20 protein-coding genes are annotated in these 26,056 nt (G+C 38.5%); 12 read left to right on the top strand and 8 right to left on the bottom strand.

Translation table 11 applies throughout. The features are described 5' to 3' along the window. Nucleotides 1-91: 91 nt before the first annotated feature. Together B7C41_RS17960 and B7C41_RS17955 are read left to right on the top strand one after the other, a co-directional pair. Complete coding sequence (locus B7C41_RS17960) at nt 92-505, top strand: VOC family protein (RefSeq protein ID WP_085300361.1); 414 nt, start codon at nt 92-94, stop codon at nt 503-505. Between the two features lie 222 nt (nt 506-727). Then, on the top strand, nt 728-2,884 hold the full coding sequence (locus tag B7C41_RS17955) for a putative bifunctional diguanylate cyclase/phosphodiesterase (protein ID WP_085300360.1): 2,157 nt from the start codon (nt 728-730) through the stop codon (nt 2,882-2,884). A 328-nt stretch (nt 2,885-3,212) separates the two neighbouring features. Here B7C41_RS17955 and metJ read toward each other — a convergent pair whose 3' ends face one another. Next, a complete protein-coding gene (gene metJ, locus B7C41_RS17950; RefSeq protein ID WP_085300359.1) occupies nt 3,213-3,545 on the bottom strand; it encodes a met regulon transcriptional regulator MetJ in 333 nt (110 codons plus the stop codon). Between the two features lie 231 nt (nt 3,546-3,776). On the opposite strand from metJ, the gene metB reads away from it, so the two are divergent. Continuing rightward, the gene (metB, locus tag B7C41_RS17945; protein ID WP_085300358.1) at nt 3,777-4,934 is read left to right on the top strand and encodes a cystathionine gamma-synthase; all 1,158 of its coding nucleotides are present in this window, start codon (nt 3,777-3,779) and stop codon (nt 4,932-4,934) included. A 123-nt stretch (nt 4,935-5,057) separates the two neighbouring features. Next, complete coding sequence (gene metL, locus B7C41_RS17940; protein WP_085300357.1) at nt 5,058-7,565, top strand: bifunctional aspartate kinase/homoserine dehydrogenase II; 2,508 nt, start codon at nt 5,058-5,060, stop codon at nt 7,563-7,565. A 77-nt stretch (nt 7,566-7,642) separates the two neighbouring features. On the opposite strand, the gene B7C41_RS17935 is transcribed toward metL, so the two are convergent. Beyond that, a complete protein-coding gene (locus tag B7C41_RS17935; protein WP_085300356.1) occupies nt 7,643-8,308 on the bottom strand; it encodes a TorF family putative porin in 666 nt (221 codons plus the stop codon). A 326-nt stretch (nt 8,309-8,634) separates the two neighbouring features. Here B7C41_RS17935 and rpe point away from each other — a divergent pair, with 326 nt between their 5' ends. The 3 genes from rpe to B7C41_RS17920 all read left to right on the top strand — a co-directional run bounded on the left by rpe (nt 8,635) and on the right by B7C41_RS17920 (nt 11,228). Then, entirely contained in the window at nt 8,635-9,306 is a 672-nt protein-coding gene (gene rpe, locus B7C41_RS17930; protein ID WP_085300355.1) for a ribulose-phosphate 3-epimerase, read from the top strand. Between the two features lie 69 nt (nt 9,307-9,375). Further along, entirely contained in the window at nt 9,376-10,380 is a 1,005-nt protein-coding gene (gene trpS, locus B7C41_RS17925; RefSeq protein ID WP_085300354.1) for a tryptophan--tRNA ligase, read from the top strand. A 167-nt stretch (nt 10,381-10,547) separates the two neighbouring features. Continuing rightward, nucleotides 10,548-11,228, top strand: a complete 681-nt coding sequence (locus tag B7C41_RS17920) for a phosphoglycolate phosphatase (RefSeq protein WP_085300353.1) — start codon at nt 10,548-10,550, stop codon at nt 11,226-11,228. Here the strand turns inward: B7C41_RS17920 and B7C41_RS17915 are convergent. From B7C41_RS17915 to B7C41_RS17905, 3 genes are all read right to left on the bottom strand, one after another. Further along, the gene (locus B7C41_RS17915) at nt 11,225-12,700 is read right to left on the bottom strand and encodes an NAD(P)/FAD-dependent oxidoreductase (RefSeq protein WP_085300352.1); all 1,476 of its coding nucleotides are present in this window, start codon (nt 12,698-12,700) and stop codon (nt 11,225-11,227) included. The genes B7C41_RS17920 and B7C41_RS17915 overlap by 4 nt on opposite strands. Before the next feature lie 496 nt (nt 12,701-13,196). Next, the gene (locus B7C41_RS17910; RefSeq protein ID WP_085300351.1) at nt 13,197-14,165 is read right to left on the bottom strand and encodes an FHA domain-containing protein; all 969 of its coding nucleotides are present in this window, start codon (nt 14,163-14,165) and stop codon (nt 13,197-13,199) included. Further along, the gene (locus B7C41_RS17905; protein ID WP_085300350.1) at nt 14,156-15,409 is read right to left on the bottom strand and encodes a S1 family peptidase; all 1,254 of its coding nucleotides are present in this window, start codon (nt 15,407-15,409) and stop codon (nt 14,156-14,158) included. Before B7C41_RS17905 ends, B7C41_RS17910 begins: the two co-directional genes overlap by 10 nt. A gap of 373 nt (nt 15,410-15,782) precedes the next feature. On the opposite strand from B7C41_RS17905, the gene B7C41_RS20450 reads away from it, so the two are divergent. From B7C41_RS20450 to feoB, 3 genes are all read left to right on the top strand, one after another. After that, nucleotides 15,783-16,205 (top strand): hypothetical protein, encoded by a 423-nt coding sequence (locus B7C41_RS20450; protein ID WP_235839773.1) that lies wholly within the window; start codon nt 15,783-15,785, stop codon nt 16,203-16,205. Nucleotides 16,206-16,454: 249 nt separating this feature from the next. After that, a complete protein-coding gene (locus tag B7C41_RS17895) occupies nt 16,455-16,682 on the top strand; it encodes a FeoA family protein (protein ID WP_085300349.1) in 228 nt (75 codons plus the stop codon). After that, the gene (feoB, locus tag B7C41_RS17890) at nt 16,682-18,862 is read left to right on the top strand and encodes a ferrous iron transport protein B (RefSeq protein WP_085300348.1); all 2,181 of its coding nucleotides are present in this window, start codon (nt 16,682-16,684) and stop codon (nt 18,860-18,862) included. The genes B7C41_RS17895 and feoB overlap by 1 nt, the downstream gene beginning before the upstream one ends. 118 nt (nt 18,863-18,980) lie before the next feature. Here feoB and B7C41_RS17885 read toward each other — a convergent pair whose 3' ends face one another. Continuing rightward, nucleotides 18,981-19,901 carry a S1/P1 nuclease gene (locus B7C41_RS17885; protein ID WP_158089160.1) on the bottom strand — a complete coding sequence of 307 codons (921 nt, stop codon included), beginning with the start codon at nt 19,899-19,901 and terminating at the stop codon, nt 18,981-18,983. A 179-nt stretch (nt 19,902-20,080) separates the two neighbouring features. On the opposite strand from B7C41_RS17885, the gene B7C41_RS17880 reads away from it, so the two are divergent. Continuing rightward, complete coding sequence (locus B7C41_RS17880) at nt 20,081-20,476, top strand: MmcQ/YjbR family DNA-binding protein (RefSeq protein WP_085300346.1); 396 nt, start codon at nt 20,081-20,083, stop codon at nt 20,474-20,476. Nucleotides 20,477-20,536: 60 nt separating this feature from the next. Here B7C41_RS17880 and B7C41_RS17875 read toward each other — a convergent pair whose 3' ends face one another. Continuing rightward, nucleotides 20,537-22,111, bottom strand: coding sequence for an RCC1 domain-containing protein (locus B7C41_RS17875; protein ID WP_085300345.1), 1,575 nt, complete (start codon nt 22,109-22,111; stop codon nt 20,537-20,539). Between the two features lie 373 nt (nt 22,112-22,484). Then, nucleotides 22,485-23,225, bottom strand: coding sequence for a PEP-CTERM sorting domain-containing protein (locus B7C41_RS17870; RefSeq protein WP_085300344.1), 741 nt, complete (start codon nt 23,223-23,225; stop codon nt 22,485-22,487). A gap of 487 nt (nt 23,226-23,712) precedes the next feature. Between B7C41_RS17870 and B7C41_RS17865 the strand changes: the two genes are divergently transcribed. After that, complete coding sequence (locus B7C41_RS17865; protein WP_235839772.1) at nt 23,713-25,965, top strand: YHYH protein; 2,253 nt, start codon at nt 23,713-23,715, stop codon at nt 25,963-25,965. Nucleotides 25,966-26,056 lie beyond the last annotated feature (91 nt).

Here is a 26,056-nt window from a genome sequence, read left to right as displayed (position 1 = left end):
TTCATACAGGTGAAAAAATCTTACTTATTGTTTAGCTCAAAATGCAGTAAAATAACCTTATTGCCTAGCCAGAAGTAAAAATGAAATTAGCATGACAAACCTTATCGAACAAAACATTTCAAATATTGCCTTAGTTGTTGAAAGTTATGATGACGCAATCGAATTCTATACCCAAAAGTTAAATTTCCTGCTTATTGAAGACACTGACTTAGGTGGCGGAAAACGTTGGGTGCAATTATCCCCACCTAACTCAAACGGTACTAACTTGTTGCTAGCAAAAGCAAGCAACGAAGAGCAGAACAAATCTATTGGCAATCAAGCGGGTGGACGAGTTTTTTTATTCCTACAAACCAATGACTTTTGGCGCGACTATGAGCACATGAAAGCGCACGGTGTTGAGTTTGCTGAAGAACCACGAGTAGAAGAATATGGCACTGTGGTGGTATTTAAAGATTTATACGGTACTAAATGGGACTTGCTCCAGCTCACTAATACTACAAGATAGCCCATGGGATATGCTGTAGTATTACTCTTTCCTATACTTTTGACTAAGATCATCTTGAGGTGATTGTTTGTCGGTCATCAAAAGTGCTATGCTTTACTTCAAACGTTTGTAGTATTGTAAATAAAGTTGAAATTTAAATAAGCTATTGATTTATCTGTTAATGTTTTAATTGTTGCTATGAATGCCGTGTTCTCTATGGAAAGTATGCCTAAATAAGGACTTATGAACGAGCATAGAATAAAAGCTATTATAAAAAGCATATCAAATATTAATAATGATAATTTCTTTGATGAAATTTGTTTATCACTGAGCCGGGCAATTAATGCCGACTTTGTTTTTATAGCGACTATTAATGATACCAAAACCAACGCAACCTCCCTTGCGGTAGCTAATAAAGGGTGTTTGGTCGATAACTTCACCTATCCGCTTAAATCAACGCCTTGTGCCGAAGTTGTTAGTGAGTCAATTTGCACCTATAGCTGTAATGTTCAAAATCTATATCCAGATGATGAATTACTCGTAAACATGAAGATTGACGGCTATGTCGGTATTCCTTTAAAAACGAGCAAAGGGCAAATTAGCGCTATCTTAGTCGCATTATTTGAAGATGCTATTAGTGATGTTCATGAAGTGGAAACACTTTTTTTACTTTTCTCTGGCTTGATAGAGAAAGAATTGCATAAATGTAGTTATCTTAAAGCAATAGAGTTCACTAACAATATAATTGAAAACGCTCATGAAGCGATTGTAGTCTGCGATAAAAATCAGCGAATTACCTATATAAATCCATCATTTACTCGAATGACGGGTTATGACCAAGCTGACTTACAAGGAAAAACACCAAGAACACTAAGTTCAGGTAAGCAAAGCAAAGCGTTTTATCAAACTATGTGGCTAGATCTTAATACAAAAGGGCATTGGCAAGGTGAAATCTGGAATAAACGAAAAGATGGACATGAATATTTAGAATGGCTTTCAATTACCGCCGTAGTTGATAAAAATAATGAACTTACTCATTACACAGCGTTTTTTACTGATATAACAGAGCAATATATTGCTAAAGAAAAAATAAAATTTCACGACTCTTATGATACTTTAACTCGGGCTGCGAATAAAAAAAGTTTATTCACCTTCATTGATCGCTCGATAGTACAATATACAAGTTTAGAAAAAAGCAACTCACCTGCCGCACTTCTTGTTATCAATATAGATTTATTCAAAAAATTCAATAGCCTGTATAGCCATGATCTTGGTGATAAAGTTCTTATTTATGTTGCTAATAGGCTAAAAGAGCTCGTTAGAGATACTGACATTGTATCACGCACTACAGGTGATAATTTCTCTATTTTTATTAATGGTTTAACGAATAAAAAGGCTGCTATCAATGTAGTAAATAGTATTAATAGTGCTTTTATGAAGCCTTTTATTATTGATGATATTAATATCAAAATAACTTTGAGTATTGGCATCGCTTTTTTTAAGGAAGATGCGCAAAATGCCCATGGATTATTTGAAAAAGCAGAGCAGGCTATGTTTGTCGCTAAAGACAATGGGCGTAATTCTTACGAATTTTACAGTCAGGAATTGTCCGATATAGCAAATATGGAAGAGGCATTTAAATTATCATTAGAATCAGCAATTGAAAATGATGAGTTCAGTAACGTATATCAACCGATAGTGTCGCTGAAAAATAAATCAGTTAACAAGTTTGAAGTTCTTGCTCGATGGAAGCATAACGGTGATTACATTTCTCCTGCAGAGTTTATTCCTATAGCTGAAAAATTTGGTCTAATATCAAAAATCGGCAATTTAGTACTAAACAAAGCTTGTAGCGAATTAAAGAGGCTTAATGAAATGGGCTTTACTGATGTTGTTTTTAATATCAACCGCTCAATTTATGAATTTTCTGCTGATGGTGACCATACTTCGTGGCTTGATACGATAAATAGTTATCACCTTGCTCCTAAAAATGTTTGCTTTGAACTTACTGAAAGTGTGCTTGCACCTGAAAATGATCGATGTATAAAGTTGCTTAATACTTTGAAAATTGCTGGTTGTCCGATTGCATTAGATGATTTTGGCACCGGATATTCATCCTTGAGTTATCTGCGTAGGTTTCCAATTGATACGTTAAAAATTGATCGCAGCTTTATTTCTGAAATGACCAAAGTCGAAGGCGATGTAGTGCTTGTATCCGCTATTATTTCAATGGCAAAAGCGCTTGGCATATCTGTAGTGGCAGAAGGAGTTGAACTTAAGCAAGAAGTCGACATTTTAGTTTCATTGGGGTGTGATGATATTCAAGGTTATTACTTTTCTAAGCCAATAGCTGCAGGTTCACTTTCACAATATTTAGTAGATTTTAAATATTGTGAGTGACTTCAAAAAATCTCTCTGCCCGATTTAAAGATGCGATTTTAAAGTGAAACTATAACTAATTTTATAACTTAACCTGAGTTCAAGATGATTGATTCTTGGTATTTAATTTGAATCAATGGGTTAAGTGTTTTTTTTGAATATTCTCGAAGATAAAAGTAACCGTATGCACCATCAACACTTTATTATCAAGGCGAGATGTTTATAAATATCGGGATATTTATCTATATTTTAATACATTTAAAAAAATGAAACAGCTATAACAAGTAGTGTAGTTGTAATAAAAAAGGCGCTTAAAGCGCCTTTTTTATTCTCGAATTTTTACATCCGCTTAATCTTCTATTTCCGTTTCGTATTCACTAAAGTCGGTGATACCTTTTGCTTCTAACGCTTTACGAACACTTGCGGGAAGTTTTTGTGTGTTGTCTTTTGCTAAGTCACCATCGTCTGGCAACGGCTGATCAGTAAAGGCATGTAAAAAAGCTTCACATAATAGTTCACTGTTAGTTGCATGACGTAAGTTATTTACCTGACGGCGTGTTCTTTCATCAGTTAGTACTTTTAGCACACGTAAAGGGATAGACACGGTGATCTTTTTTACTTGTTCACTCTTTTTCCCGTGTTCGGCGTAAGGGTTAATATACTCGCCATTCCACTCTGCCATGAATATTCCTCTAAACTTAAATTATTGTGATAAACCTGTAACTTGCTTCTCTGGTATGCCAGTAAGTTATAGGTTTATTCTTGACGGCTAATTTTACTGGTTGTGAGGCGTGAGTCAATAACGAATGTGTAGAAGCTTAGATGTCTAAAGTTCTTGACCCGAGGATTTAAACCGTTTAGATTTGTAGACGTCCAAACATCTAAATATTCAAGCGTCTATACTGGAGAGCACATGAGTGAGAAAAAAATTGCTACTACCGCGGTTCGAGCAGGTATTAATAGTGACCAACATCATGGTGCTGTTGTGCCAGCGCTTCACCTCTCTAGTACCTATGCGTTAAAGGGGTTCAACGAAAAACGTCAGTTTGATTATTCACGTACAGGCAATCCAACTCGTGCCACTTTTGCACAAGCCATTGCTGATTTAGAGCAGGGGGCTTTAGGCATAGTGACCAGCACTGGTATGTCAGCGGTGCACCTTATTTGTCAATTACTTAGTACTGAAGACACCATCGTTATTCCTCATGATTGCTATGGTGGCAGTTTTCGATTATTTACTCATTTAGCCAAGCGCGGGCAATTTAACTTAGTGGTGGTTGATCAAAACGATCAACAAGCTTTGTCTCAAGCACTAGCAACAAAACCTAAATTGGTATTAGTTGAAACGCCGAGCAATCCATTATTACGTTTAGTTGATATTGCCGCGATAGCGAAACAAGCACATCAAGTTGGTGCGTTAGTCGCTGTTGATAACACCTTTTTATCACCTGTTTTACAGCAACCATTATTGTTGGGGGCTGATATTGTTTTCCATTCAACCACTAAATATATCAATGGTCATAGTGATGTTGTTGGTGGTGTTTTAGTGACTAAAGAACAAAGCCTAGGTGAAGAATTAGCCTGGTGGGCAAACTGTATTGGTATTACAGGCTCTGCTTTTGACAGCTATTTAGCATTACGAGGTTTGAAAACTCTACCAATTCGCATGAAGCAACACCAAATAAATGCTGATGCTGTGGCTAAGTTTCTTCAGCAACACAGCGCGATAGCACAAGTGTATTTTCCGGGGTTGGAAGATCATCCTCAACATACTTTGGCGAAAAAGCAGCAATATAACTTTGGCGCTATGATGAGTTTTGAAATTAAAGGCGGCGTTGAGGCAGTGAAAGTGCTGTTCGATAGAGTTAAATTGTTTACCCTTGCGCAATCGCTTGGTGGCGTTGAAAGCTTGATTAGTCACCCGTCAACCATGACACATGCCGGTATGGAAATCGAAGCACAACTTGAAGCTGGCATTACTCAGTCATTGGTGCGACTTTCGGTTGGTATTGAAGATGTTGAAGATATTTTGGCAGATCTGTCTCAAGCACTTGAGGCGAGTCAACAATAGTTTATTCAGCCAGTTGAACTTAGCGTTGTTAACGCATTTGTTAGTGAACGTGAAATCAGCTAATTATTTGAATAAAAGTAGTTTTACATTTTAGTTGTTTGATAGATAACCCTTGGTAATAAAATGATAGATTCAAATGTAGCGGTAAAGCTTACGCCGTCAAAAAACCAATTAGCAAAAACAGCCTGCAACGTGCATAAATTTGGTGGTAGTAGCTTAGCTACTGCCGCCTGTATTGAACGTGTGGTAGATATTATTCGTCAACATTGTCAACTCAATGACATTATTGTGGTATCAGCTAATGGCGACACAACGGATGCGTTATTTAGTATTTATCAAATTGCCTTTGAGCTTGATGAAGTTAAGCAACTTAATATTGAGCAAGTTAGTCAAAGTAGTAAAGTTTCAGTATTAGAAGAACAATTATCAAATGCCATTACCGAACTAGAAGTTAACCAAGGAAATTTAATCGCAGCATTATTAAATGCCAGTAGTGCTGCGCGCCTACAAAGTTTACTGAGTGATGATATCGAAGAAATATCTCAACACTTACCAGCGAATCCTGAGCGTTATCAAAATGATTTTCTAGCCTTTGGGGAGGTATGGTCGGCTCGATTATTATCAGCAGTACTCAGTGAAAGTGTTTGCCCAAGTTACATGTTGGACGCCAGAGATTTTTTACTATTAGAAAATGAAAAAAGTTGTGCTATTGATTATGTCGTAAGTGAAAAGAATTTCACAAACCTACAGCAGCCGGAACAATTAGTAGTTGTGACGGGCTATATTGCCCGTAATCAGCACCAGCAAGCTTGTACCTTAGGGCGTAATGGTAGTGATTATTCAGCAACGATAATGGCGGCACTATCAGGTGCGAGAAACGTTACACTTTGGACTGATGTTGACGGTATTTATAGCGCTGACCCACGTGTTGTGCCACAAGCGAGAAAATTACATCGCCTGCCTAATGCCGTGGCCAATGAACTTGGTCGTTTAGGTAACCCGGTATTACATGCGAAAACATTGCACCCATTAACCAGCCATAATACCCATTTACATGTCGCTAGTAGTTTTGCACCAGAAGTCAGTGGTAGTGAAATTGGAAAATTCGGCCAAATTGCCAAACAAGAGTTATCCGTCACTTATTTAAATGATTTGATCCTCGCAAAATCGGTAAGTCTGCAAGGTGAGTGGGGCAGTCGTGCGATTAAAGAATTTTCACCGGTTTGCTATAACCTTGATGAAGGTTATGTGGTGATCACGCAAGTACAGCAAAAAGCCTTAAGTCAATGGTTGGCAAGTCACGATACTGAGGTTTCATTTAAACCTGTTGCTATTATTGCTGCTGTTGGTTATCAAGTGGCAAAGCAAGGCGGTATGCGCGCTCGGTTTAAACGAGCATTACGCCATCATCGCACTTTACACTTTGCTCATGCGGAAAATCAACACAGTTACATTGCTGTATTACCAGAGCTTTGTACTGGCGAACTACTGAATAATATCCACGCAGATATGACTAAAGATGCTAGGAATATCGCCTTAGTTGTTGCGGGGTTAGGTAACATAGGTCAGCGATTTTTAGAAATACTACCTAAGCAGTTAGCGCGCTTGCCAACGTTAGAAAATGTTCACTTAGTCGGGTTAATTGGCTCGAGTAAGGCATTGATTAATACTGATGGCATAGAGGTGACTAAAGCTATTACCAGTTATCAGCAACAGGCAAAAGCTTATGAAAGCGAGCAACTTGTCGAGTGGTTAACTAATCATCCGTATGATGAACTAGTGGTAGTTGATATTACGCCAAGTGAAGACTTTAGTCAGCTATACCAACAGTTTTTTGCGCAAGGTATTCATGTGATTGGCGCGAATAAATGGGCGGCTTCTTCATCAACTGAAAACTATCAACAGTTATTAAACACGGCGAAAGCCAATAATAGCCTTTGGCTTGGTAATACCACGGTAGGTGCAGGTTTACCGATAAACTCAAGCATTGAGGAATTAATCAATAGTGGTGATGTGATCAGTGAAATTTCTGGTATTTTCTCCGGCACATTATCGTGGTTATTTCAGTATTATGATGGTCTAACACCGTTTTCTGAATTGTTAGCCAACGCCCTTGAACAGGGAATTACTGAGCCTGATCCTCGTGAAGATTTATCGGGCAGAGATGTGCAGCGAAAGCTACTTATTCTGGCGCGAGCGGCTGGTTTTGAATTGTCATTAGCAGATATTGATTGCCAGAGCTTAGTGCCAGAGCAATTACGCGATATTCCACTAGCGGAGTTTCTGCAAAGAACTGACGAATTAAATGATTTGTTCTTATTGCGCTTAAGTGCAGCAAAAGAGCAAGCTTGTGGCATACGTTATGTAGCAAGGTTTGTTAGCGAAAATGGTAAAGTAAGTGCAAAGGTTAGTTTGGAAAAATTAGCCAATGATGATGCCTTTAGCCAATTAACGCCGTGCGATAATGTTTTTCAAATTAAGAGCGAGTGGTATCAAGAAAATCCATTGATTATTCGTGGCCCGGGGGCTGGGCGTGATGTTACTGCCGGCGGTATTCATGCTGATTTAGTCACAGTTTGTCAGCAACTGAGTCATCGACAGCAACAAGTGAAAATTAAAGGCTTAAATTAGTTTTTAGGATTGCTAAATATGGCGCGTGTGTTTGGAAGCGATTTTGAATTCACGCGCCGTGTTATTTGTTTAATTCGTTATAGGTCTAAATCAACGCTATAACTAACGACAAAGTTTACATCGCCATCAGCACCGTCAATATCGGTATCAGAAATGGCAAAGGTAAAGCCGCTTTTACTTAAACTAACGCCGTAATCAACATAATCACCGCCAGCATAAAAATCATAACTACCAACATGTAAGCTCAGCTCTAAACCTGCTGAAATTTCAAAAGCAGCATCAGCTGAAATGTAGCTATCATCGCCAAAATCACCGTCAGCGTCTGAATCGACTAAAGTGTTGTAAGTAATGGAATAGGCGTCATACGACAATGAAAAATTAACTTCACTAAAGTCAGCGTCGGCATCGCTGTCGTAGCTGTAATAAATATAGCCAACACTGTAGCCGAGCCCGTTGTCTAATTCATTTGCATAGGCCGCGTAAACATCAAGCTCGTAGGTCATGTTTTCTGCCCAGTCAGCATTTGAAGCCCACGCGCCTGCTGAAAAGCCGGAAGTGGCTTCATAATCAATGCCACCTGAAACGGCTGCTGCATTGGTAGTTTGTGTTACGCCACGCCATAAGTAGTTGCTTGCTGCCGCCGCATTTGCTGACAAGCCGTCAACCGCAAACGCAGAAGTTGAAAGACCTGCTGAAAGCGTTAATATTGCCGAAATTGAAAGCGCGTTAATTGTTTTTTTCATCTTGAGTCCACTAAGTTTTTATAATTACTAACACCATTGCAAAGACAATGCCTGACTAGAATGAAATTTTATAATCTATTTAATATCATGGTGTTAAGCGGTTTGCTTTTGTTGGTTATCATAGGTTGGTGTTGACTGATTGTGCTGAATTGGTGCAAGAATAAATGCTTATGTACAAAACAAGTGCATGGCTAGTGATTACAGTCAGTGAAAAGTTGATAAAAAATGCTCAGTAAAGTGAGCTATTGCTGATAATGTGCTGAATCTCAGTCGCATAATTTGCCTAATTAAGTTAAAGTAGCGCTGATTTTATCGAGGGTCTCACTATGTCTGATTTTTTAATTGCTCCATCAATTTTATCTGCAGACTTTGCTCGTTTGGGCGAAGATGTTGCAAATGTACTTAGCGCAGGCGCTGATGTTGTTCATTTCGATGTAATGGACAATCACTTTGTGCCAAACCTTACTTTTGGCTCAATGATTTGTAAGTCATTACGAGACTACGGCATTACGGCGCCAATCGACGTTCACTTAATGGTAAAGCCAGTTGATAGCTTAATTCCTGACTTTGCTAAAGCGGGTGCTGATATTATTACTTTTCACCCTGAAGCGAGTGATCATATTGATAGAACACTACAGCTAATTAAAGACAACGGCTGTAAAGCAGGCCTAGTGTTAAACCCTGCAACACCATTACACATTCTAGATTTTGTTATGGATAAGCTCGATGTTATTTTATTAATGTCAGTAAATCCTGGCTTTGGCGGTCAATCTTTTATTCCGACTACCTTAGACAAATTACGCTTAGTGCGTGAAAAAATTGATGCCAGTGGTTACGATATTCGTTTACAAGTAGACGGTGGTGTAAAAGCAGATAACATTGCAGAAATTGCTAAAGCAGGCGCAGACATGTTTGTTGCTGGCTCAGCCATTTTCTCAAAACCAGATTATAAAGTTGCTATTGATGACATGCGTGCGGAGTTATCAACAGTAAAGTAGTTAGCAACAGTAAAGTAAGTCACTATTTTAACTCAAGCTATTTAAATAAAGAAAATTGAAGGATAACAAATGAGCAAACCTATTGTATTAAGCGGCTGTCAGCCATCAGGCGAATTAACTATTGGTAATTACCTTGGTGCGTTAAAGCAATGGGTAAGCATGCAAGACAGCCATGAATGTTATTACATGTTGGTTGATCAGCATGCGATTACGGTTCGTCCTAAGGCCGAAGAACTACGTAAAGCGACTTTAGACGGTTTAGCTTTGTATTTGGCTTGTGGTGTTGATCCTGAAAAAAGTACCATTTTCATTCAATCGCATGTGCCTGAACATGCGCAATTGAGCTGGGTTTTAAGCTGTTACACCCAAATGGGTGAATTAAACCGTATGACTCAGTACAAAGATAAGTCTTCAAAGTCTGAAGCGAATATGAACTCAGGCTTATTTACCTACCCAGTACTAATGGCTGCAGATATTTTATTATACGGTGCTAACCAAGTACCGGTAGGCGATGACCAAAAACAACATTTAGAATTAGCGCGTGATATTGCAACACGCTTTAATAACTTACATGGTGAAACGTTTAAGGTACCAGAACCTTATATTCCTGAATTTGGTGCGCGTGTAATGAGTTTATTAGAGCCGACGAAGAAAATGTCGAAGTCTGATACTAATCCTGGCAATTTTATTGGTTTGTTAGAAGATACTAAAAAAATTACCAAAAAAATTAAACGTGCGGTAACTGACTCAGACGAACAGGCCAATATCTATTTTGATATTGCTGAAAAGCCGGGAGTTTCTAACTTACTATCACTTTTATCATGTACAACAGGTAAGACAGTTGCTGAACTTGTACCTGAGTATGAAGATAAAATGTATGGTCATTTAAAAGGCGATGTTGCTGAAGCCGTTGTAGCTTTATTAGCGCCAATTCAAGAGCGTTATCATGAAATTCGCAATAACCAAGCCTACTTAGATGAAGTGATGCGTAAAGGTGCTGAAAAAGCGTCTGCTCGTGCAAGTAAATTACTTGCTGAGGTTTATCAAGCCATTGGCTTTATCGCTAAGCCTTAGATTTTATTATTAAATTTAATGATGGCTATTCATGGAAGTGAATAGCCATTTTTTTTGCTTACTTAATATAATGGATAAAAATTTTTGTTATTCAAATTACTTATTGTTTAGTAATTGGTCTTTTGTTGTTTAAAAAAGTATGTATGGACATAACTTGCGGAGATACAGTGAAACTACAAGATAAAAACGTATTATTATTTGACTTAGATGGCACTTTAGTCGACAGCGCTCCAGATCTCGCGTTAGCGATAAATCGAATGTTAAGTGATTTAAACAAAGCTGAATTTGACGAAGACACGATTCGTAGTTGGGTGGGTAATGGCGCTAAAGTGTTAACAGAACGGGCCTTGTCAGGTTCAGCAGAAATTGATGAAACACTTGATAATGCTTATGCGGAAAACGCGTTAATCAAGTTCTTAGCACATTATAAAGCATGTGTTTGTGTCAACTCTGTTTTGTATGACGGCGTGCGTGATGGCTTAATCAGTTTAAAGCAAGCGGGCTATCGACTCGCCATTATTACTAATAAACCCGAGCAATTTATTCAGCCTATTTTAGATGGTTTAGAAATAGGTGATATGTTTGAAGTACTGATCGGCGGTGATACGTTCTCAGTACGAAAACCACATCCAGAGCCTTTATTTGGAGCGATGAATAAATTGGCGGTGACGGTTGAACAATGTGTCATGATTGGTGATTCTAAAAATGATATTTTAGCGGCTCAGGCGGCAGACATGGCAAGTGTGGGACTAACCTACGGTTACAATTATGGTGAAGATATCAGTCAGTACCAACCAAACTGGTGCTTTGATAACTTTGGTCAATTTGTTGCTGTCTTTAAGTCCTAAAAATTTAGTGCAAGAGAACTCGGGTATTCACGCTGTTCGGCGAGCTCTATCGCCCGTTTTGTGACATCGGTGTCGCTGCTTTGCTGGCTAACCGGAAAGTAGTGATGCTTATAAGGGGGAGTCAATGCAGACTCCTCAATTAGTTCACAACAGACTAGGTCAGCTAAAATTGCATCAGCGGCGTCTAATGCTGAAGAGGCTTTGACTATTTCGGCGCGGGCATAGTGTTTACTGTCGAATGACACGTCTGCAGCGCGCAAGTTGGGATCTTGTCCTGGGATTTGTTGTGCGCCAAACAAAGGCTTGGCTGCAACTGTTGCGGTGCTAAAACTTGGAATATATTGCGCAATATGGCCAATAGAGCCTAAAGTACGATGGTTTACTAATTGGGCTGGCCATTGTTTGTCAATTTTTTTAATAAATTTAGGCGCTAATTTAGGCTGGGCGCTGTTGGCCGAGCTACTGACTAAACCCTGTTCGAACAAGGTAATATCTTGAGTCATGCCGTGTAGCTGAAAATATCCGTTAGGGTAGGGCGTTAATTGTGCCATACCTTGCGGTGTTCCACGCTCACCATGAAACACGATTTCTGGCCATGCACCTTGGTATTGTGGCCAGTGCGCTACATAGGCCGCTTTAAACTCTACCATACGTTTTCGTTTGGTATTTAGCATGTCATCAATTTCACCGCTTTTAAAACCACAAGCATTGATTACATAGTCAAATTTTTGCTGATGCTGCCTGCCGCTATTGTTATCCTCTGTGGTTATATGCCAACCTAAATGATCTACTTGTGCTGACATCGCAACTACCTTACGATTCGTTTGCAAATGACAATTGGCGAGGCGCTCAATGGCTAATGTTGCTATCGCTGCTAAACGAAAAGCAGACATGCCATATTCTTGTACCAGCACGATAGGAAATTTAATGGCGTCTAAATTAGTATGATTGGCAAAAGCTATGAGCCAATCGCTTGAGCATTGTGCGGTCTTTGGAATAGTCTGACCAACCAAAGGGGCAATGTCAGCCCGAGTAAAGCATTGAAAGTAGTCTGCAGGTTCGCCAATAACTTTATTAGATCGGTCATCGCTTACCAATCTTTCATATTCTACACGTAGTTTTTCTAACCTAGGTAATAAGTCCTCAGGTTGACCTTTATCTGTTTTAGGTAATGCAATGATTGTGGGTCTTACGTTTATGCAAGAAGGGTAAACTTTGGCGGTATCGATCGACTGCTTGAGCAATATAAGGCATTGTTCGTCAGAAATTTCTCGATATAAATTCCCTCCCGCATGTAAATGACACATGGGCGGACCATTAATCAAACTCGGGCCTTTTTCGATTAACGTTGTATCGAGTCCAAGTTCAGCAAAGCGCAACGCAATAGTAGATCCGGCAACACCACCACCAATAATTGCGATTTTGGTTGGACTTGATAAAAGAGGTTGATAGGGCATTGGTTTGTTATTCATCAAAATTTTATAGAACGCTTAAATGCGAAAATGTTGCAATGATATACGTTTGATTATTGGAATGCGATTGCTAATTAAAAATTAGAATATTTATCAGTCTACCCAATAGAAATTAGCAGTTGATTGAAAGGTGGATGGTGCCCATTTTATAAGGAGAAGAACATTTGAATCCTAATCACTTCACGTGAATACACCGCAAATGTAAGTGTTATAAATACCTTGAAACTTGGTTAAATCACTAGAGTATCCGTCGTTGTTGTGGCTTAAAGGATGGTGGCACTTTTGATGCAAGAGAGTAAGCTTAGGTCTGAACATAAAAACCTAAAGTGACTTAGAATTTTTATGTTCAGAGTAAATGATATGTAGAGATAAAATGGATGTTTTGAGCGACATATGTAATTGCTTATTTTATCCCCTTAGAGATTTATAATTATATAAAAACATATGAGTACATGAACAGTCAGTACAAATCACGTCGCTGTTTCTGTTCTCATTATTAATCTTTTTTATCTTTCTCAGCGGCTTTGGCTGCTTGTTCAAAGAGTGCTGAACTGTCGCTAACAAAAGACTGTACATTATTACTCGGCGTAAACAAAAAGCTTGGTGACATAATGGTAGTGTTAAATTGCGGGCGAGGATTAAAGTCAGGCTTTTTACTCATTTGTATCACAAAGCTGCCCCCGAACAGTAATACGACTAAACCAACCGACACTACATTTCGACGACGTGGAGTCATATGAAAACCGACATAGCAGTTCAGCCAAAATAAACCAAAAGCCAATACTAATGGAATGATAGTAATTAACCAAATCATTGAGAAGTTGCTTGAGGTATTGAACTGCACGATGTTTTCAAAAATGTCGCTTAGCCACATCAAGTTAAAAAAGATAAAGCTAATGCCAATTTGCGTCCAAAAATGAGCGTCGTGCTTGGTCAAATGTGAAACTAATGCCACGCAAGCAGGCCATAATGCAAAGCCTAACATTAAGCCAATAGTTGGTACCAGTAACTGAAACGCGGTTACTTCTTTAGCATTATTTAAATCAATAATCCAACAGGCAATACTGGCGAATAGCAGCATGCTCAACGCTAATACAAAAGGATGACGAGCTAAATTGATCATACTCTCAAATGGGCTAATAGTGACACTTTCAACAACTGGGTGATTAGGAAATACAAAGCGAACTTGGCTTTTACCGATGCTAATAATATCGCCAGACTGTATTTTGTGCTGAATAATGTTGTTTTTTCTACCTTCAAGGTAACTACCATTGATAGAGCCTTGATCGTTGACAAACCAATGTTCGCCGTCAAAGTGTAATTGCAGGTGATCAGCACAAACATGTGGGTCACTAATAATAACGTCGTTATCGTAGCCACGACCTATGGTGATATTATTTGATGAAAATTTATGGCGACCCAGCAATTTATGACCGTAGGTAATTTCTTCAATAATTAATTCCATTTGACCGACTCCATAAACTTAGTCAAAAAGGCGAGAGAGGTATCTTGAGCAACCCCTGAAATAGTAAAGTGACTTAGTAGAGCGTATTGCTCGTGGTCAATGGAAATACCTATGTACATAACATCAAAAAGCTCAGGAAAATCTTTGTAAGCACGGGTACAAAAAACCGCTTTGTTATTTATATTGCTGTCTGTTGGTTCGACGATATCGTGGTGGCATTGATATTCAGTAACATCATCTTTACCGGCTTTATTACCTGGAGCGACTTGATTAAGCTGACGCTCGAAAATATGATAGAACTTAGTACTGCCTATTTTATTCGACTCCATGTAGCGATATTCCATTTCTAAAGAACCAGTGAAAAAATCTGAAGAAATGAAGGTATTTTCGTCAAGATCACAATTGGCTACTGCTGCCATAATTTGTGCATCCGCTTTGTCTGAATTCGACTCACCCCAACAACGAATAAAAGGTACGTCGATGGTTGGAATTAACCCTCTACCTAGTTGCTTTAGTTGCCAGTTACTATTTAATACGGTCGTGATGAGTTTGTCTTGGCTGCGCATTAGTTGCGCAGCCATTTGTTGCTCAATGCTTTCAGGAGGGCCAACTTTATAGGCTTGGTAAAGTGCTAAAAGTTTATCGTGTGGTACTAAGAAACCAATTTGGTTACCTGATGTCGCGACATTAATACCAACCACTTGAGTGTTCTTGTTGACGACTGGACCACCACTCATGCCTGAATTAACAGAGCCAGTAAAATGAATGCGGTCATTAAATGATTCATTTTTTAAACCATTATAAGTGCCAGGAACCACTATCATGCCTAAGTCATGTGGGTTACCTAGTGAATATAATTCTTCCCCCTTAGCTGGGGCTAATTCTGCGATGTCAAAAAATGACATTTCACTTGTTACATCACGTTGAACAATAGCCAAGTCGTTAATGACATCAACACTTCTTAACGATAATGCTGCTTGGTTGCCTTCATTGTCTAGATATTCAATATTGTATTTATTAGGATGACGAGCATAGCCTGAAATAACATGATAGTTAGTGGCTATCAGCCCATCACTACTAATTTGAAACCCCGAACCGATCGATGACTTTTCACCACTGGCTTTGTCAATCAAGCGAATTTGATAAAGTGAGGGAGCCAATTGCTTGAAAATTTCTTCGGCCTGCTCAACTGCAAAACTTAATGTGCTTATACACATAAGTAGCAGAGCAAAAAGTGCTTTCATTGAATATCCTTTTATTACTTGGTTTGGTGCGGGGGAGCTTCATGGAAATTGATATAATTAACGTGTTAACGGCCAATGATAGATAACTGAATACGGACATTAACAGTCGTAATAGCAGACTCTGATAGCTTTCATTAAATTTTTCCCCTTTAGTTCAATAATATGACAGTTTTACTGACGACAGGATATAGTTTATTAAATTGTTTCTGAAAAATATAAAAAATAACGATTAACGGAGTAAATTATGCACAATTAAACAACTGAAACTTTGATTTAACACTTTGAGATTATTAAATCATGATAGGGACATTTCTTATACACTTAGCTGCGTATTATAAATAAATTATTGTTCAGGTATATTTATTGGTTTGTAATGCTACGTTTTTTCTTAATAGCGATATTCTTATTTTACTCTTTTGATGTATTTTCACAAAGCAAGGATTTCACAGTTACTTATGCGGGTTGGACCTACCACACCACCACAGAGGATAGGAATCAGGATAATTATATTTGGGGAATAAAGTATAAAACGTTAGAACTATCGACGATGATTAATAGCTTTAATGACCGCTCCTACGTTGTTGCGCAGCATACCAAGTATTATTGGAATGACTGGATTGATTTGGGGTTGCGTGTTGGGGGAATCAGCGGATATAGTAAAGAAGATAATGCTTTCCAATTACTAGGAATTACGCCTATTGTGGCGCCAACATTAGATATACACTACGAAAACATTGGTTTTGAAGTATCTCTTTTTACTGATGTTTTTGTTTTTAGCTTAAATTTTTCTTTTTAGTATAGTTATATTGTAAGTTAAATTTTAGCCGAGTTGTTAAAGAATAAAGGCGACTTGGGCTGGAAAAATTTTTCACTGTGACAGAAATTGAGCGTCAATATTTTAATGAAAAAATAGTCAATTTAATGCTATTTATGCCTTATTCATGTACTAAAACAAGTATACATGAATAGGGGGAGTTATTATGTTGTTGCATTACTCTTGTTTTAGTATTATTAAATGCTAATTATTATCGTTTGTTAGGGCGTTATGACTTTATCCGAATTACCTGTAAATCAGCAAGCTCGCATTTGTTTTCTTCCTGAAAATTTTAGTTTAAGCACACAACTGATCGAGCAAGGCTTCGCTTTAAAAACAACTATTTCCTTAGCCCATAAAGCGCCTTTTAATGGCCCACTTGCCTTCCATTTACATGGTACTAAAATGTGTTTGCCACGTGATATTGCTAAGCAAATCAAAGTAGAGTTATTGAGCTAATGGTAGAACAAAATATTGTTTTGGTTGGTTTTGCTAATTCAGGTAAAAGCACGTTATTTAATGCCTTAACGGGTGCGAAGCAAAAAACAGGTAATTGGACTGGCGTAACAGTTGCCTCAAAACAACAGCAATGCCAGCTCAATAGTAAAGCTACATTGTTAACTGACTTACCTGGTGTGAGCTCATTAGCGCAGCGTAATCAACAGGGGAAAGATTTATCAATTACTCAAGACTTTATTAAGCAACAAAGCATAGATTACTTAATAAATGTTATTGATGCGACACAGCTCAAACGTCAACTGTATTTGACTACCCAACTACTAGAGTTGGGCTTACCGATGGTGGTGGTATTAAATAAGAGTGATCGCAAAGAAGCAGAAGATATCGATGTAAATGGGCTTTCTCTTGCGCTAGGTTGTCCTGTAGTAACTGAAAATAGCACCAGTAAAGGCGCAGGTCAGGCACTAAATAAAGCATTGGCAAGTGCGTCAACTAAACGAAAAGAACGGCACTTATTAGTTTTGCCAAACATATTAGCTGATTTTCAAGGTATGCCAATCACGTTAGAGCGCCAAGCATGTGCAAGCTCAGAAACCTGTCAATTAGGTGATGAAAAAGCGATGGCGGTTATGCAAGCTCGGTATGCCTTTATTGAGCAACTATTAAGTGAGATAACAGTTCAGCCGACTGAAAATAATAGTTTTAGCAATAAGCTTGATCATTGGATGCTCCATCCAGTTTTCGGTATTCCTATTTTCCTTGGCATGATGTATCTGTTATTCATGTTTGCCATTAATGTTGGTAGCGCTTTTATCGACTTTTTCGACATTTTAGCTGGTGCAATATTTGTTGATTACCCGTTACACTTTTTAAGTACCTTTGATTTACCTGCTTGGCTTACTACGATATTAGGTGGTGTTGGCTTAGGCATTCAAACTGTAGCGACTTTTATTCCAGTTATCGCCTGTTTATTTATTGGCTTATCACTACTGGAAAGCAGTGGTTACTTAGCCAGAGCGGCTTTCGTAGTGGATACGGCAATGCAAAAAATAGGTTTGCCTGGAAAAGCTTTTGTGCCGTTAATTGTTGGCTTTGGTTGCACTGTACCAGCAGTAATGTCAGCCCGAATTTTAGATAATGAACGAGAAAGAATTACCACGGTGATGATGTCGCCATTTATGTCTTGTGGCGCTCGCTTACCTGTTTACGCTTTATTTGCTGCAGCATTTTTTCCAGAGTCTGGGCAAAATATTGTATTTTTGCTGTATCTCATTGGTATCGCTGCTGCACTTTTTACCGGCTTAATGTTGAAGAAAACCATTTTAATGGGAGGAAATTCAATCAATATTATGGAATTGCCTCTTTATGAATGGCCTAAGTTATCCTTTTTATTGCAGCGGGTGTGGCAAAGAACACGCTCTTTCGTTTTTGGTGCAGGCAAAACCATCGTTGTGGTTGTGTGTATTTTAAACTTTTTTAATTCATTAGGGACTGACGGTGAATTTGGTCATCACGATAGCCAGGATTCTTTATTGAGTAAAAGCGCGCAAGTTGTTACACCTTTACTAATTCCTATGGGGGTTAAAGAAGATAACTGGCAGGCAAGTGTTGGCATCATTACCGGGCTGTTTGCCAAAGAAGCTTTAGTGGCAACATTTAATAGTTTGTATTCTCCGACATCTGAGGAGTCAGCTGAGCCGGATTCATTAGGTGATCTTTGGCAGCAAGCTATCAGCAGTATTTCAGATAATTTGCAAGGTATAGAAGCCGATGACCCTTTGGGTACCGATATTGGCGATGTGTCGAGTATTGAAGCTGCAGCAGAAGAACAAGGTGTAGCAGAAAGTACCATTACTATTATGCAGGCAGCTTTTGCTGGCAAGATAGGCGCATTTAGCTATTTACTCTTCATATTACTCTATACGCCATGTGCAGCAGCGATGGGGGCGATTAAGAATGAAGTTGGCACACGCTGGGCGGTTTTTGCCGCGCTATGGAGTTTTAGCTTGGCTTACTTGGCAGCCACCGCGAGCTTTCAAATTGCTTTACTGGCAAGCGAGCCGCTACATGCGTCAATGACCTTAGCGATTATAGTTTTAGTGTTTTTATCGATTTATATCGGATTGAAACGTTTTGGCAAAAATATTTTAACGATTCCGACACTCGTTACTTACCGATAATCAACTTTCTTTGTATGGAAAAACCTGAGAAATAGAATCAATAGTGACTAAGCTTGAGTAATTTAAGGAGGTAATTTCCTCCTTAAATCATTTCTGGCCTTACTTAAATGAAGCCAGCTTACAAAGACTGCTCTAAACGGTGAGCTAGCCTTACTGCTGCTTTAACGATGCGCTCATTAATAACGGGAGCGAAATATTTTTGGTAGTCATTCATTAATTGATATGGCCGCGGTGCATTAACTTTGCAATGATTATCCTTGGTCGTGGTGCAATAACCAAATTTTGGTAGTCGAGCAAGAGTAATGGACTCACTCGCCCAACGATAAATATCATCAGTTTTCCACTTTTCTACGTTACCATTTTTCTTGTTTTTATTTAATATTTTCGAGAGCTTCTGGTATAAATACTCATAACGTATTTGATCATCATTTGTCTCAACTTGCTCAGTGAGCAAGCACTGGTCCCACACCCAATGTAAATTGGTACACTTATCATCTTGAAAGATAATTTTCGTTTTATTACCACCTAAGTCACTAGCAAAGCTCACATGTAATGGCTGATGAATATCACCAAGCCAGTGACCTAAAAACATTAAGGCTTGTCGTTTCTGTTGCTCGCTTCTTGATGATGTTAACTGTTCTTGATGATAGATAACGGCTTGAGTGACGCAGTTATTACGGCAACTTTTTCTATCTATAAATGATTTATCTCTCTTTACATTGATATAGTGCCATGATTTGAAGCGTTCAAACTTTGATTCTTTTTTAATGGCATCAGCCCAAGTACAAGCCTTAGCGTAAGTCATTGGTGCTTTACTTTCGCTATGGTTATATTTGTTTAAGTGTGCCAAAGCTTTAGCTGGCATGGTATTAAGCAAGCGTATTATTTTTTGCTGGCTTTTAGGGCGCAGTTGCTCAAAGGCGAGTTGGCAAGTTAACTGGTGACCCAGCTTACCTAAAGCAAAACTGGGTTTGGAAGTCATCATTAGCATGGTAATGCATACTGCTAGCATCACGCGTAGCACCTGCTTTACATTCATGTATCTATTCATAATAAATAAAATTCTGAGGTGTTTTTTACTATTCTAGAGGGACTTTTACTGACTCTCTAGCCTTATTTTAAAATCCGAAGCTATGTTGAGAAAAGTCATTGCGATAGTTTTGCTTTTTATGAAGAATAAGATATGTTGCTATCATCTTTTTATTTTGAGCATAAAGCATGGATCATCATTTAGTACGCAAATATTTTATTGCAAAACCAGAAACTGTTGAAGCATTTCCTTTTGGTGATGATGTTTCTGTTTTTAAAGTGAAAAATAAAATGTTTGCGACGCTAGCATTGGGAAAAGGCAATGAAAAAGGCACTGAAGGAAAAATGGCGGGTCATTATTGTATTAATCTAAAATGTGACACTGATGAAGCCACAATGCTGCGAGATATTTTTGCCTCAGTTATACCTGGTTACCACATGAATAAGGCGCAATGGAACACAGTTATTCTTGATGGCTCAATTCCACAAGGCGAAATTGAACGCATGATAGATAACTCTTATTTATTGGTGGTGAGTAAAATGACCAAGAAAGATCAGGCTTCAATTAATCTCTTTTATACATAAAGGTAAGTAACTTGAGCGATAAACAGCACTTGTTATTCAAAGCTCAGGTTAAGTAAACTCCTAGGGCAAGTCTGTATCACTGACAATAATTTCTACTGTTGGAGTAAGCTTATCTGCTACTGTGCTGCTATCGCCACCATAATTTCTATGTCCCCATGTAACTACAGTCCAGTCTTTCTTTAATGCGGCAAAAGCATTATTTGTCGCATAAACATTTGTTATGTTGCTGGGGTCAATGATACTACTGTCACTTCCTGAGTTTATCTCGCCCCAAGTTACAATTGAAGCATCTGCTTTGAGAGCAGTAAAGGCATTTATTGTTGAGAATATTTTTACTACGTTCGTTAAATCTACTGCAGTGCTATCGCCTCCGCGAGTGTTCCACCCCCAAGTTATAACAGTGCCATCTGTTTTCAGCGCTGCAAATGCAAAAGCATTCGCGTAAATGGTAGAAATATCGTTTAGAGTTACATGACTACTATCGCCGCCGTAACTATTGTCTCCCCATGTCACTACTGAGCCATCTTTTTTTAGTGCTGCGAATGCAGTATCAGTAGAAAAAACTTTCACTATATTATTTAATGGAATATCGTTACTGATACCGCCGTAGTCAATATGCCCCCATGTTTCTACTGAGTTATCAGTTTTTAGGAAGGCAAAAGCAAACGGGTTGGAAAATACTTTACTGACATTTTCTAGAATGACAGGTTCACTGTTTGAGAAAGTGCCTCCGCCCCAAGTTACTATTGAATCATCGGTTTTGTGTGCTGCAAAGGCAGAATTTGTCGAGTAAATATCTTTAACATTGTTCAGCGTGACTTTGCTACTGTCTCCGCCTCGATCACCTTTTCCCCACGTAATCACTGAGCCATTATTTTTTAGTGCTGCAAAAGCTGAAGTAGTCGCGTAAATATGACTTATATCAGTTAAAACTTCAGCATTACTGTCCCCGCCATGTTCCGTATTGCCCCAAGTGACGACTGAACCATCTTTTTTAAGTGCCGCGAAAGCATAATCTGTCGCATAAATTTCTATTACATCGACCAATAAAGGATTGATGCGACTAGACGTTGGCAGTAAGCCCCAGCTAATGACTGAACCGTCATTTTTCAATGCGGCAAATCCACCATCATTAGAAAAAACTTTGCTGACATTGGTTAGCTCGACATTATCGCTATTACCCCCTATAGAGCTTTCACCCCAAGTAACAACCGAACCATCAAGCTTAAGCGCGGCAAAGGCTCTAACGTTAGAGTATATGTGAGCGACATGATTTTTATATTCAGCTGTTATTATTTGGTAGGCGTTGGCAATTAAATTAGTAGTATTGCTGGACGAGACATCAATACGTATTTTTTTATCAAGATCAGCAAAAGTTAACAGGTAACTATCTGTATTCGATATGTTCTTGCCATCAATTGACCAGCTAAACTTATTCATTGAAGCTAAACACTCTGTACAGTCTACAGCGGCATTTAATAATTCCCCTTCAGCCCATGTGCCAGTAATATTAATAGCATTGATCACCGCAGAGTTTAGCGTTTGTTTAGTCTCTTCACTTTCGCCTCCACCACCACACCCTGTGACAATAATAAAACTTAACAAAAGCGCTAAGTAACCCAGATTAAAGCTCATCTTTAATTCCCTTTATTTATTTTCATGGTAATTTGTAAAATTGTATATGAAAAACAGGACCAAAAAAATATCCAAATCAACAAAATGTAAGTTAATTTATAGGGTTATAGCACAAGCACCTTTTTGATAGTTAATTAAAGGTATTTAATTAGAGTGAGGTAATGCCAAAGTTCAGTGAGGTAGGTGAATACTTGATGGCTTTATTTAGCAGGGCATACTTTGTAAGATAAAAGTTAATACATGATAGATAATTCTTATTTATTCATGGTATGCAAACTTCCATTAATCAGAACTTACTCTCAGAGCGCCGCCGGCTCTTAAGTTTTAGTTATCGGAAAAGCACCACACGTAATGTGGTGCTTGATACTACTTATTACAATGAATTGCTATTTTTAAAGCGTCGAGAAGCCAGTCCTAATATGCCAAGTGCAAAAATAGCGAGTGTAGTCGGCTCAGAAACCGAAGCTAATTGGCTTGCTGTTTGGTCATAGTTTGCGGATGTGCTATTCCAAGTATAGAGTAAGGATTTTCCGCTCGGATGGATACCATTGGCATTACCATCATCCGCAGTGAAATAGTTAAAGTGGCTGTCATCACCTTGTGATACGCCAATAACATCATTGCCGCCATCATCACCACTGCCATTTAACTGTAAATAGTTAAAACGAATTGTGCCATTTTCGAATAAAATAGCTTGGAAGGAATTATAAAATTCTTCTTCGTAGTCAATTACGTTAAGCCAGGTCATGACAAACCTTTTATCACCAGCTGTGCCTAAGGTGTTAGTATAAATATCTCCGCCTTCTTCGGGATTAAGATCGGCATTGAATGCGGCAATCATAGGACCATAACCGCCTTCTATGTCGCTTCCTATTGCATATTCCTCCTCGTTATTAAAGAAAAGGCTACCGTTCGTTGAGCCATAAACTTGATTATAAGTAGTGTTATAAAAGCTAAAATCGAAGCCTAAGTTAAAGAGCTCGTTATTATCATCGTCACCACTTAAATCACTGAGTGTGCCGTAATTAGATTCCCACTCTATGATCGTTGCGTTAGCTGTGCCAGTAAAGCAAGTTGCTAGTAAGCCAATGATGATAAGTTTATAAAATGTCATTTTATATTCTTCCTAAATTCCGTTTGGGTTATTTGGAGTAACTCGCAGGTATAAGCACTTTATAAGCCAAAGCGATAACCTTATGTATTTAGTATGAAAATATTGATTTTTTGTTGCGATTATACTCATACTGTAAACTATTTTGACAGGCCTCTAGGGCCTTATTTGAAGTAAAATTAATTGTTTCTTAACAACTAAAACTGCATATGAAAATTTTAAGGCTTTTAATATTTAGCTTTTAGGCTCCAATAAACTCTGTTGTGCTAAGCCGTTTCACAGAAATTCTAGCGATAAATTATTCCTGTAAATATGCACTATTATTAATGACTGCGAAGAGGGTTGACGCTTTTTTCTTGATACTAGGTATTTAGTTGTTCATCTCCTCATTATTTGCACATTATATCGGTATATTCATTAATGAAATTTTCATTTATGTATTCAAGTTCATTGCTTGGCAACTATGGCTCACTTATGAGAGGAAGTTAATATGAGATTTAACATCAGTACCATCTGTTTATTCATTATGGTAGAGCTAATCGTGCTAACGGGTTGCGGCGGCGGCAGTGGCGATGCTGTGGGAGACAGTGAAATTGTGCAACCTATTCCTGCTGAACCAGAACCAGAACCAGAACCAGAACCAGAACCAGAAATTCCGCCTGAGTCTGGCGTTGATTCCTCACCTAATATCTTATTTATTATCTCTGATGATCAAGGTTTAGATGCCTCAGCGCAATATAGCTTTAGCCAAGATGTACCAATTACTCCGACGATGAATGAATTAGCTCAACAAGGTTTGGTGTTTGAAAATATGTGGGTTACGCCAGCATGCACGACCACACGAGGTACAATAATTACCGGTAAATATGGTGTAAATAGTAGTGTTGAAACAGTACCTGCAATTTTATCGACCGAACATGAAATTTTGCAGCAATATTTGAAACGAAATAGCGAAACAAAAAGTTATCAATCAGCAGTTTTTGGTAAGTGGCATTTAAGTACGGGTAATGGTAGTGAAACACATCCTAATGATGTTGGTGTTGATTATTATGCAGGTAGTTTATCTAATATTGACAACTATTATGATTGGCCATTAACGATTAATGGTGAAACTGAAAATACAACGGAATATCATTCAACAAAAATTACCGACTTAGCAATAGATTGGGTTAATGAGCAAACCTCGCCATGGTTTGCTTGGGTTGCCTATTCAGCGCCGCATACTCCATTTCATTTACCACCAAACTCGCTGCATGATCGTGACCTATCAGGCACCGCTGATGATATTAATCGTAATAAACGAGCGTACTATTTAGCCGCTGTTGAAGCTATGGATGCGGAGGTTGGTCGATTACTCAACACGCTTGATGAAGCGACTCGTGATAATACTATTGTTATTTTTATTGGTGATAATGGTTCTCCGAGTGGTGTTATTGATACCTCAGTATTTGAAACTAATCATGCAAAAGGCACACTTTATCAAGGTGGCATCGCTGCTCCTTTTGTTATTTCTGGTAAAGGCGTTACACGAATAAATGAGAGAGAGGATGCTTTAGTTACCGCAACAGACTTATATGCCACTATTGCCGAAATTGCTGGCGTTAGTGAGACCAAAGTACATGACAGTAAAAGCTTCAAAGCGCTATTAACTGATTCAACCGCCGTGAGCAACAGCTATGCTTATACCGCGTTTAAGTCTGACAACGTTAGTGGTTGGGCAACTCGTTCGAATGACTACAAGTTAATTGAATTTGAAAGTGGTGAACAGGAGTTGTACTCATTAACTGATAACTTTGCTGAAACTAATGACCTATTGCCCACTAATGATTCTTTCTTACTTGAGCAAGTGAGTAATTTAGAAGCTGTTGCTGATCTTATTTATGGCACTGAAGACTCATCAGGACCCATAGATATAACCAATGCAATTTTAGCAAACAAAAGTGAAAATTGTGCTGATTATATTGAGCAATTTACTTCGAACGTAAATGATGTGAATAACGGTATAGTTTTTCATGGCGACTTAGTTATTTCTCAAGTGAGGGATAAATGTGTGTTTCAAACTAATGCGATTCCCAATCATGACTTTAATGATGGTGGCAATGCCTTCCCCAATCATGTCAGCGAACAGAATGATCAGTTTGAAATAACCACTTCTCCTAGTATTTCTAGCCAAGTAACCAGCATTTCATTGCAAATGGACAATGCTATTATGCTCAATGGTGTGAAAGTTGATTTACTCGCAGCGGGCTGTTTTGGTATTGGCAATGGTAAAGTTGGTTGTAATGATATGGCACAACCTTGGCGATATGACCCAATGCATGAAGCGAATGGCTTTGCTGTTGATTCTCACAATGCACATGCGCAACCTGATGGAACTTATCACTATCATGGCTCACCTCTTGCGCTATTTGATGATAGCGATAATCAAGACTCACCAGTGGTTGGCTTTGCGGCAGACGGCTTCCCTATCTTTGGCTCTTACTTTGATGACCAAGGTAATATTCGCAAGGCATTATCGAGTTATCGCTTGAAATCAGGAGCACGTCCAAGTGGCACTGGCGATCCGGGTGGAACTTATGATGGCGCTTTTAGAGATGACTATGAATACATTGAGGGCGTTGGTGATTTAGATGAATGCAACGGTATGACAAAAGACGGCGTTTATGGCTACTACATTACAGAAAGTTATCCCTATGTACTAGCCTGCTTTTCAGGAGTTCCGGATGATAGTTTTCACAAATAGCTAAGGTTTCATAAAATACAGCTAAAAAGTTTTTTGATTATTACGCCTCAGCTTAAATATAGCGAGTAAGTTTAATTTGCTCGCTATAGAT

Origin of the sequence: Cognaticolwellia mytili (assembly GCF_002104475.1) — a bacterium.
Taxonomy (GTDB): Bacteria; Pseudomonadota; Gammaproteobacteria; order Enterobacterales; family Alteromonadaceae; genus Cognaticolwellia; species Cognaticolwellia mytili.
The sequence above is the reverse complement of the archived record's forward strand: the minus strand, read 5'-3'. Positions and strand labels throughout refer to the sequence as shown.

Coding starts and splice junctions, on each gene's coding strand:
- B7C41_RS20450 (WP_235839773.1), top strand. CDS start 15,783: ATGCTACGTTTTTTCTTAATAGCGATATTCTTATTTTACTCTTTTGAT.
- B7C41_RS17875 (WP_085300345.1), bottom strand. CDS start 22,111: ATGAGCTTTAATCTGGGTTACTTAGCGCTTTTGTTAAGTTTTATTATT.
- B7C41_RS17935 (WP_085300356.1), bottom strand. CDS start 8,308: ATGAAAAAAACAATTAACGCGCTTTCAATTTCGGCAATATTAACGCTT.
- B7C41_RS17905 (WP_085300350.1), bottom strand. CDS start 15,409: ATGAAAGCACTTTTTGCTCTGCTACTTATGTGTATAAGCACATTAAGT.
- metB (WP_085300358.1), top strand. CDS start 3,777: ATGAGTGAGAAAAAAATTGCTACTACCGCGGTTCGAGCAGGTATTAAT.
- B7C41_RS17865 (WP_235839772.1), top strand. CDS start 23,713: ATGAGATTTAACATCAGTACCATCTGTTTATTCATTATGGTAGAGCTA.
- B7C41_RS17915 (WP_085300352.1), bottom strand. CDS start 12,700: ATGAATAACAAACCAATGCCCTATCAACCTCTTTTATCAAGTCCAACC.
- B7C41_RS17955 (WP_085300360.1), top strand. CDS start 728: ATGAACGAGCATAGAATAAAAGCTATTATAAAAAGCATATCAAATATT.
- B7C41_RS17880 (WP_085300346.1), top strand. CDS start 20,081: ATGGATCATCATTTAGTACGCAAATATTTTATTGCAAAACCAGAAACT.
- metJ (WP_085300359.1), bottom strand. CDS start 3,545: ATGGCAGAGTGGAATGGCGAGTATATTAACCCTTACGCCGAACACGGG.
- B7C41_RS17885 (WP_158089160.1), bottom strand. CDS start 19,901: ATGAATGTAAAGCAGGTGCTACGCGTGATGCTAGCAGTATGCATTACC.
- trpS (WP_085300354.1), top strand. CDS start 9,376: ATGAGCAAACCTATTGTATTAAGCGGCTGTCAGCCATCAGGCGAATTA.
- feoB (WP_085300348.1), top strand. CDS start 16,682: ATGGTAGAACAAAATATTGTTTTGGTTGGTTTTGCTAATTCAGGTAAA.
- B7C41_RS17895 (WP_085300349.1), top strand. CDS start 16,455: ATGACTTTATCCGAATTACCTGTAAATCAGCAAGCTCGCATTTGTTTT.
- B7C41_RS17910 (WP_085300351.1), bottom strand. CDS start 14,165: ATGGAATTAATTATTGAAGAAATTACCTACGGTCATAAATTGCTGGGT.
- rpe (WP_085300355.1), top strand. CDS start 8,635: ATGTCTGATTTTTTAATTGCTCCATCAATTTTATCTGCAGACTTTGCT.
- metL (WP_085300357.1), top strand. CDS start 5,058: ATGATAGATTCAAATGTAGCGGTAAAGCTTACGCCGTCAAAAAACCAA.
- B7C41_RS17870 (WP_085300344.1), bottom strand. CDS start 23,225: ATGACATTTTATAAACTTATCATCATTGGCTTACTAGCAACTTGCTTT.
- B7C41_RS17960 (WP_085300361.1), top strand. CDS start 92: ATGACAAACCTTATCGAACAAAACATTTCAAATATTGCCTTAGTTGTT.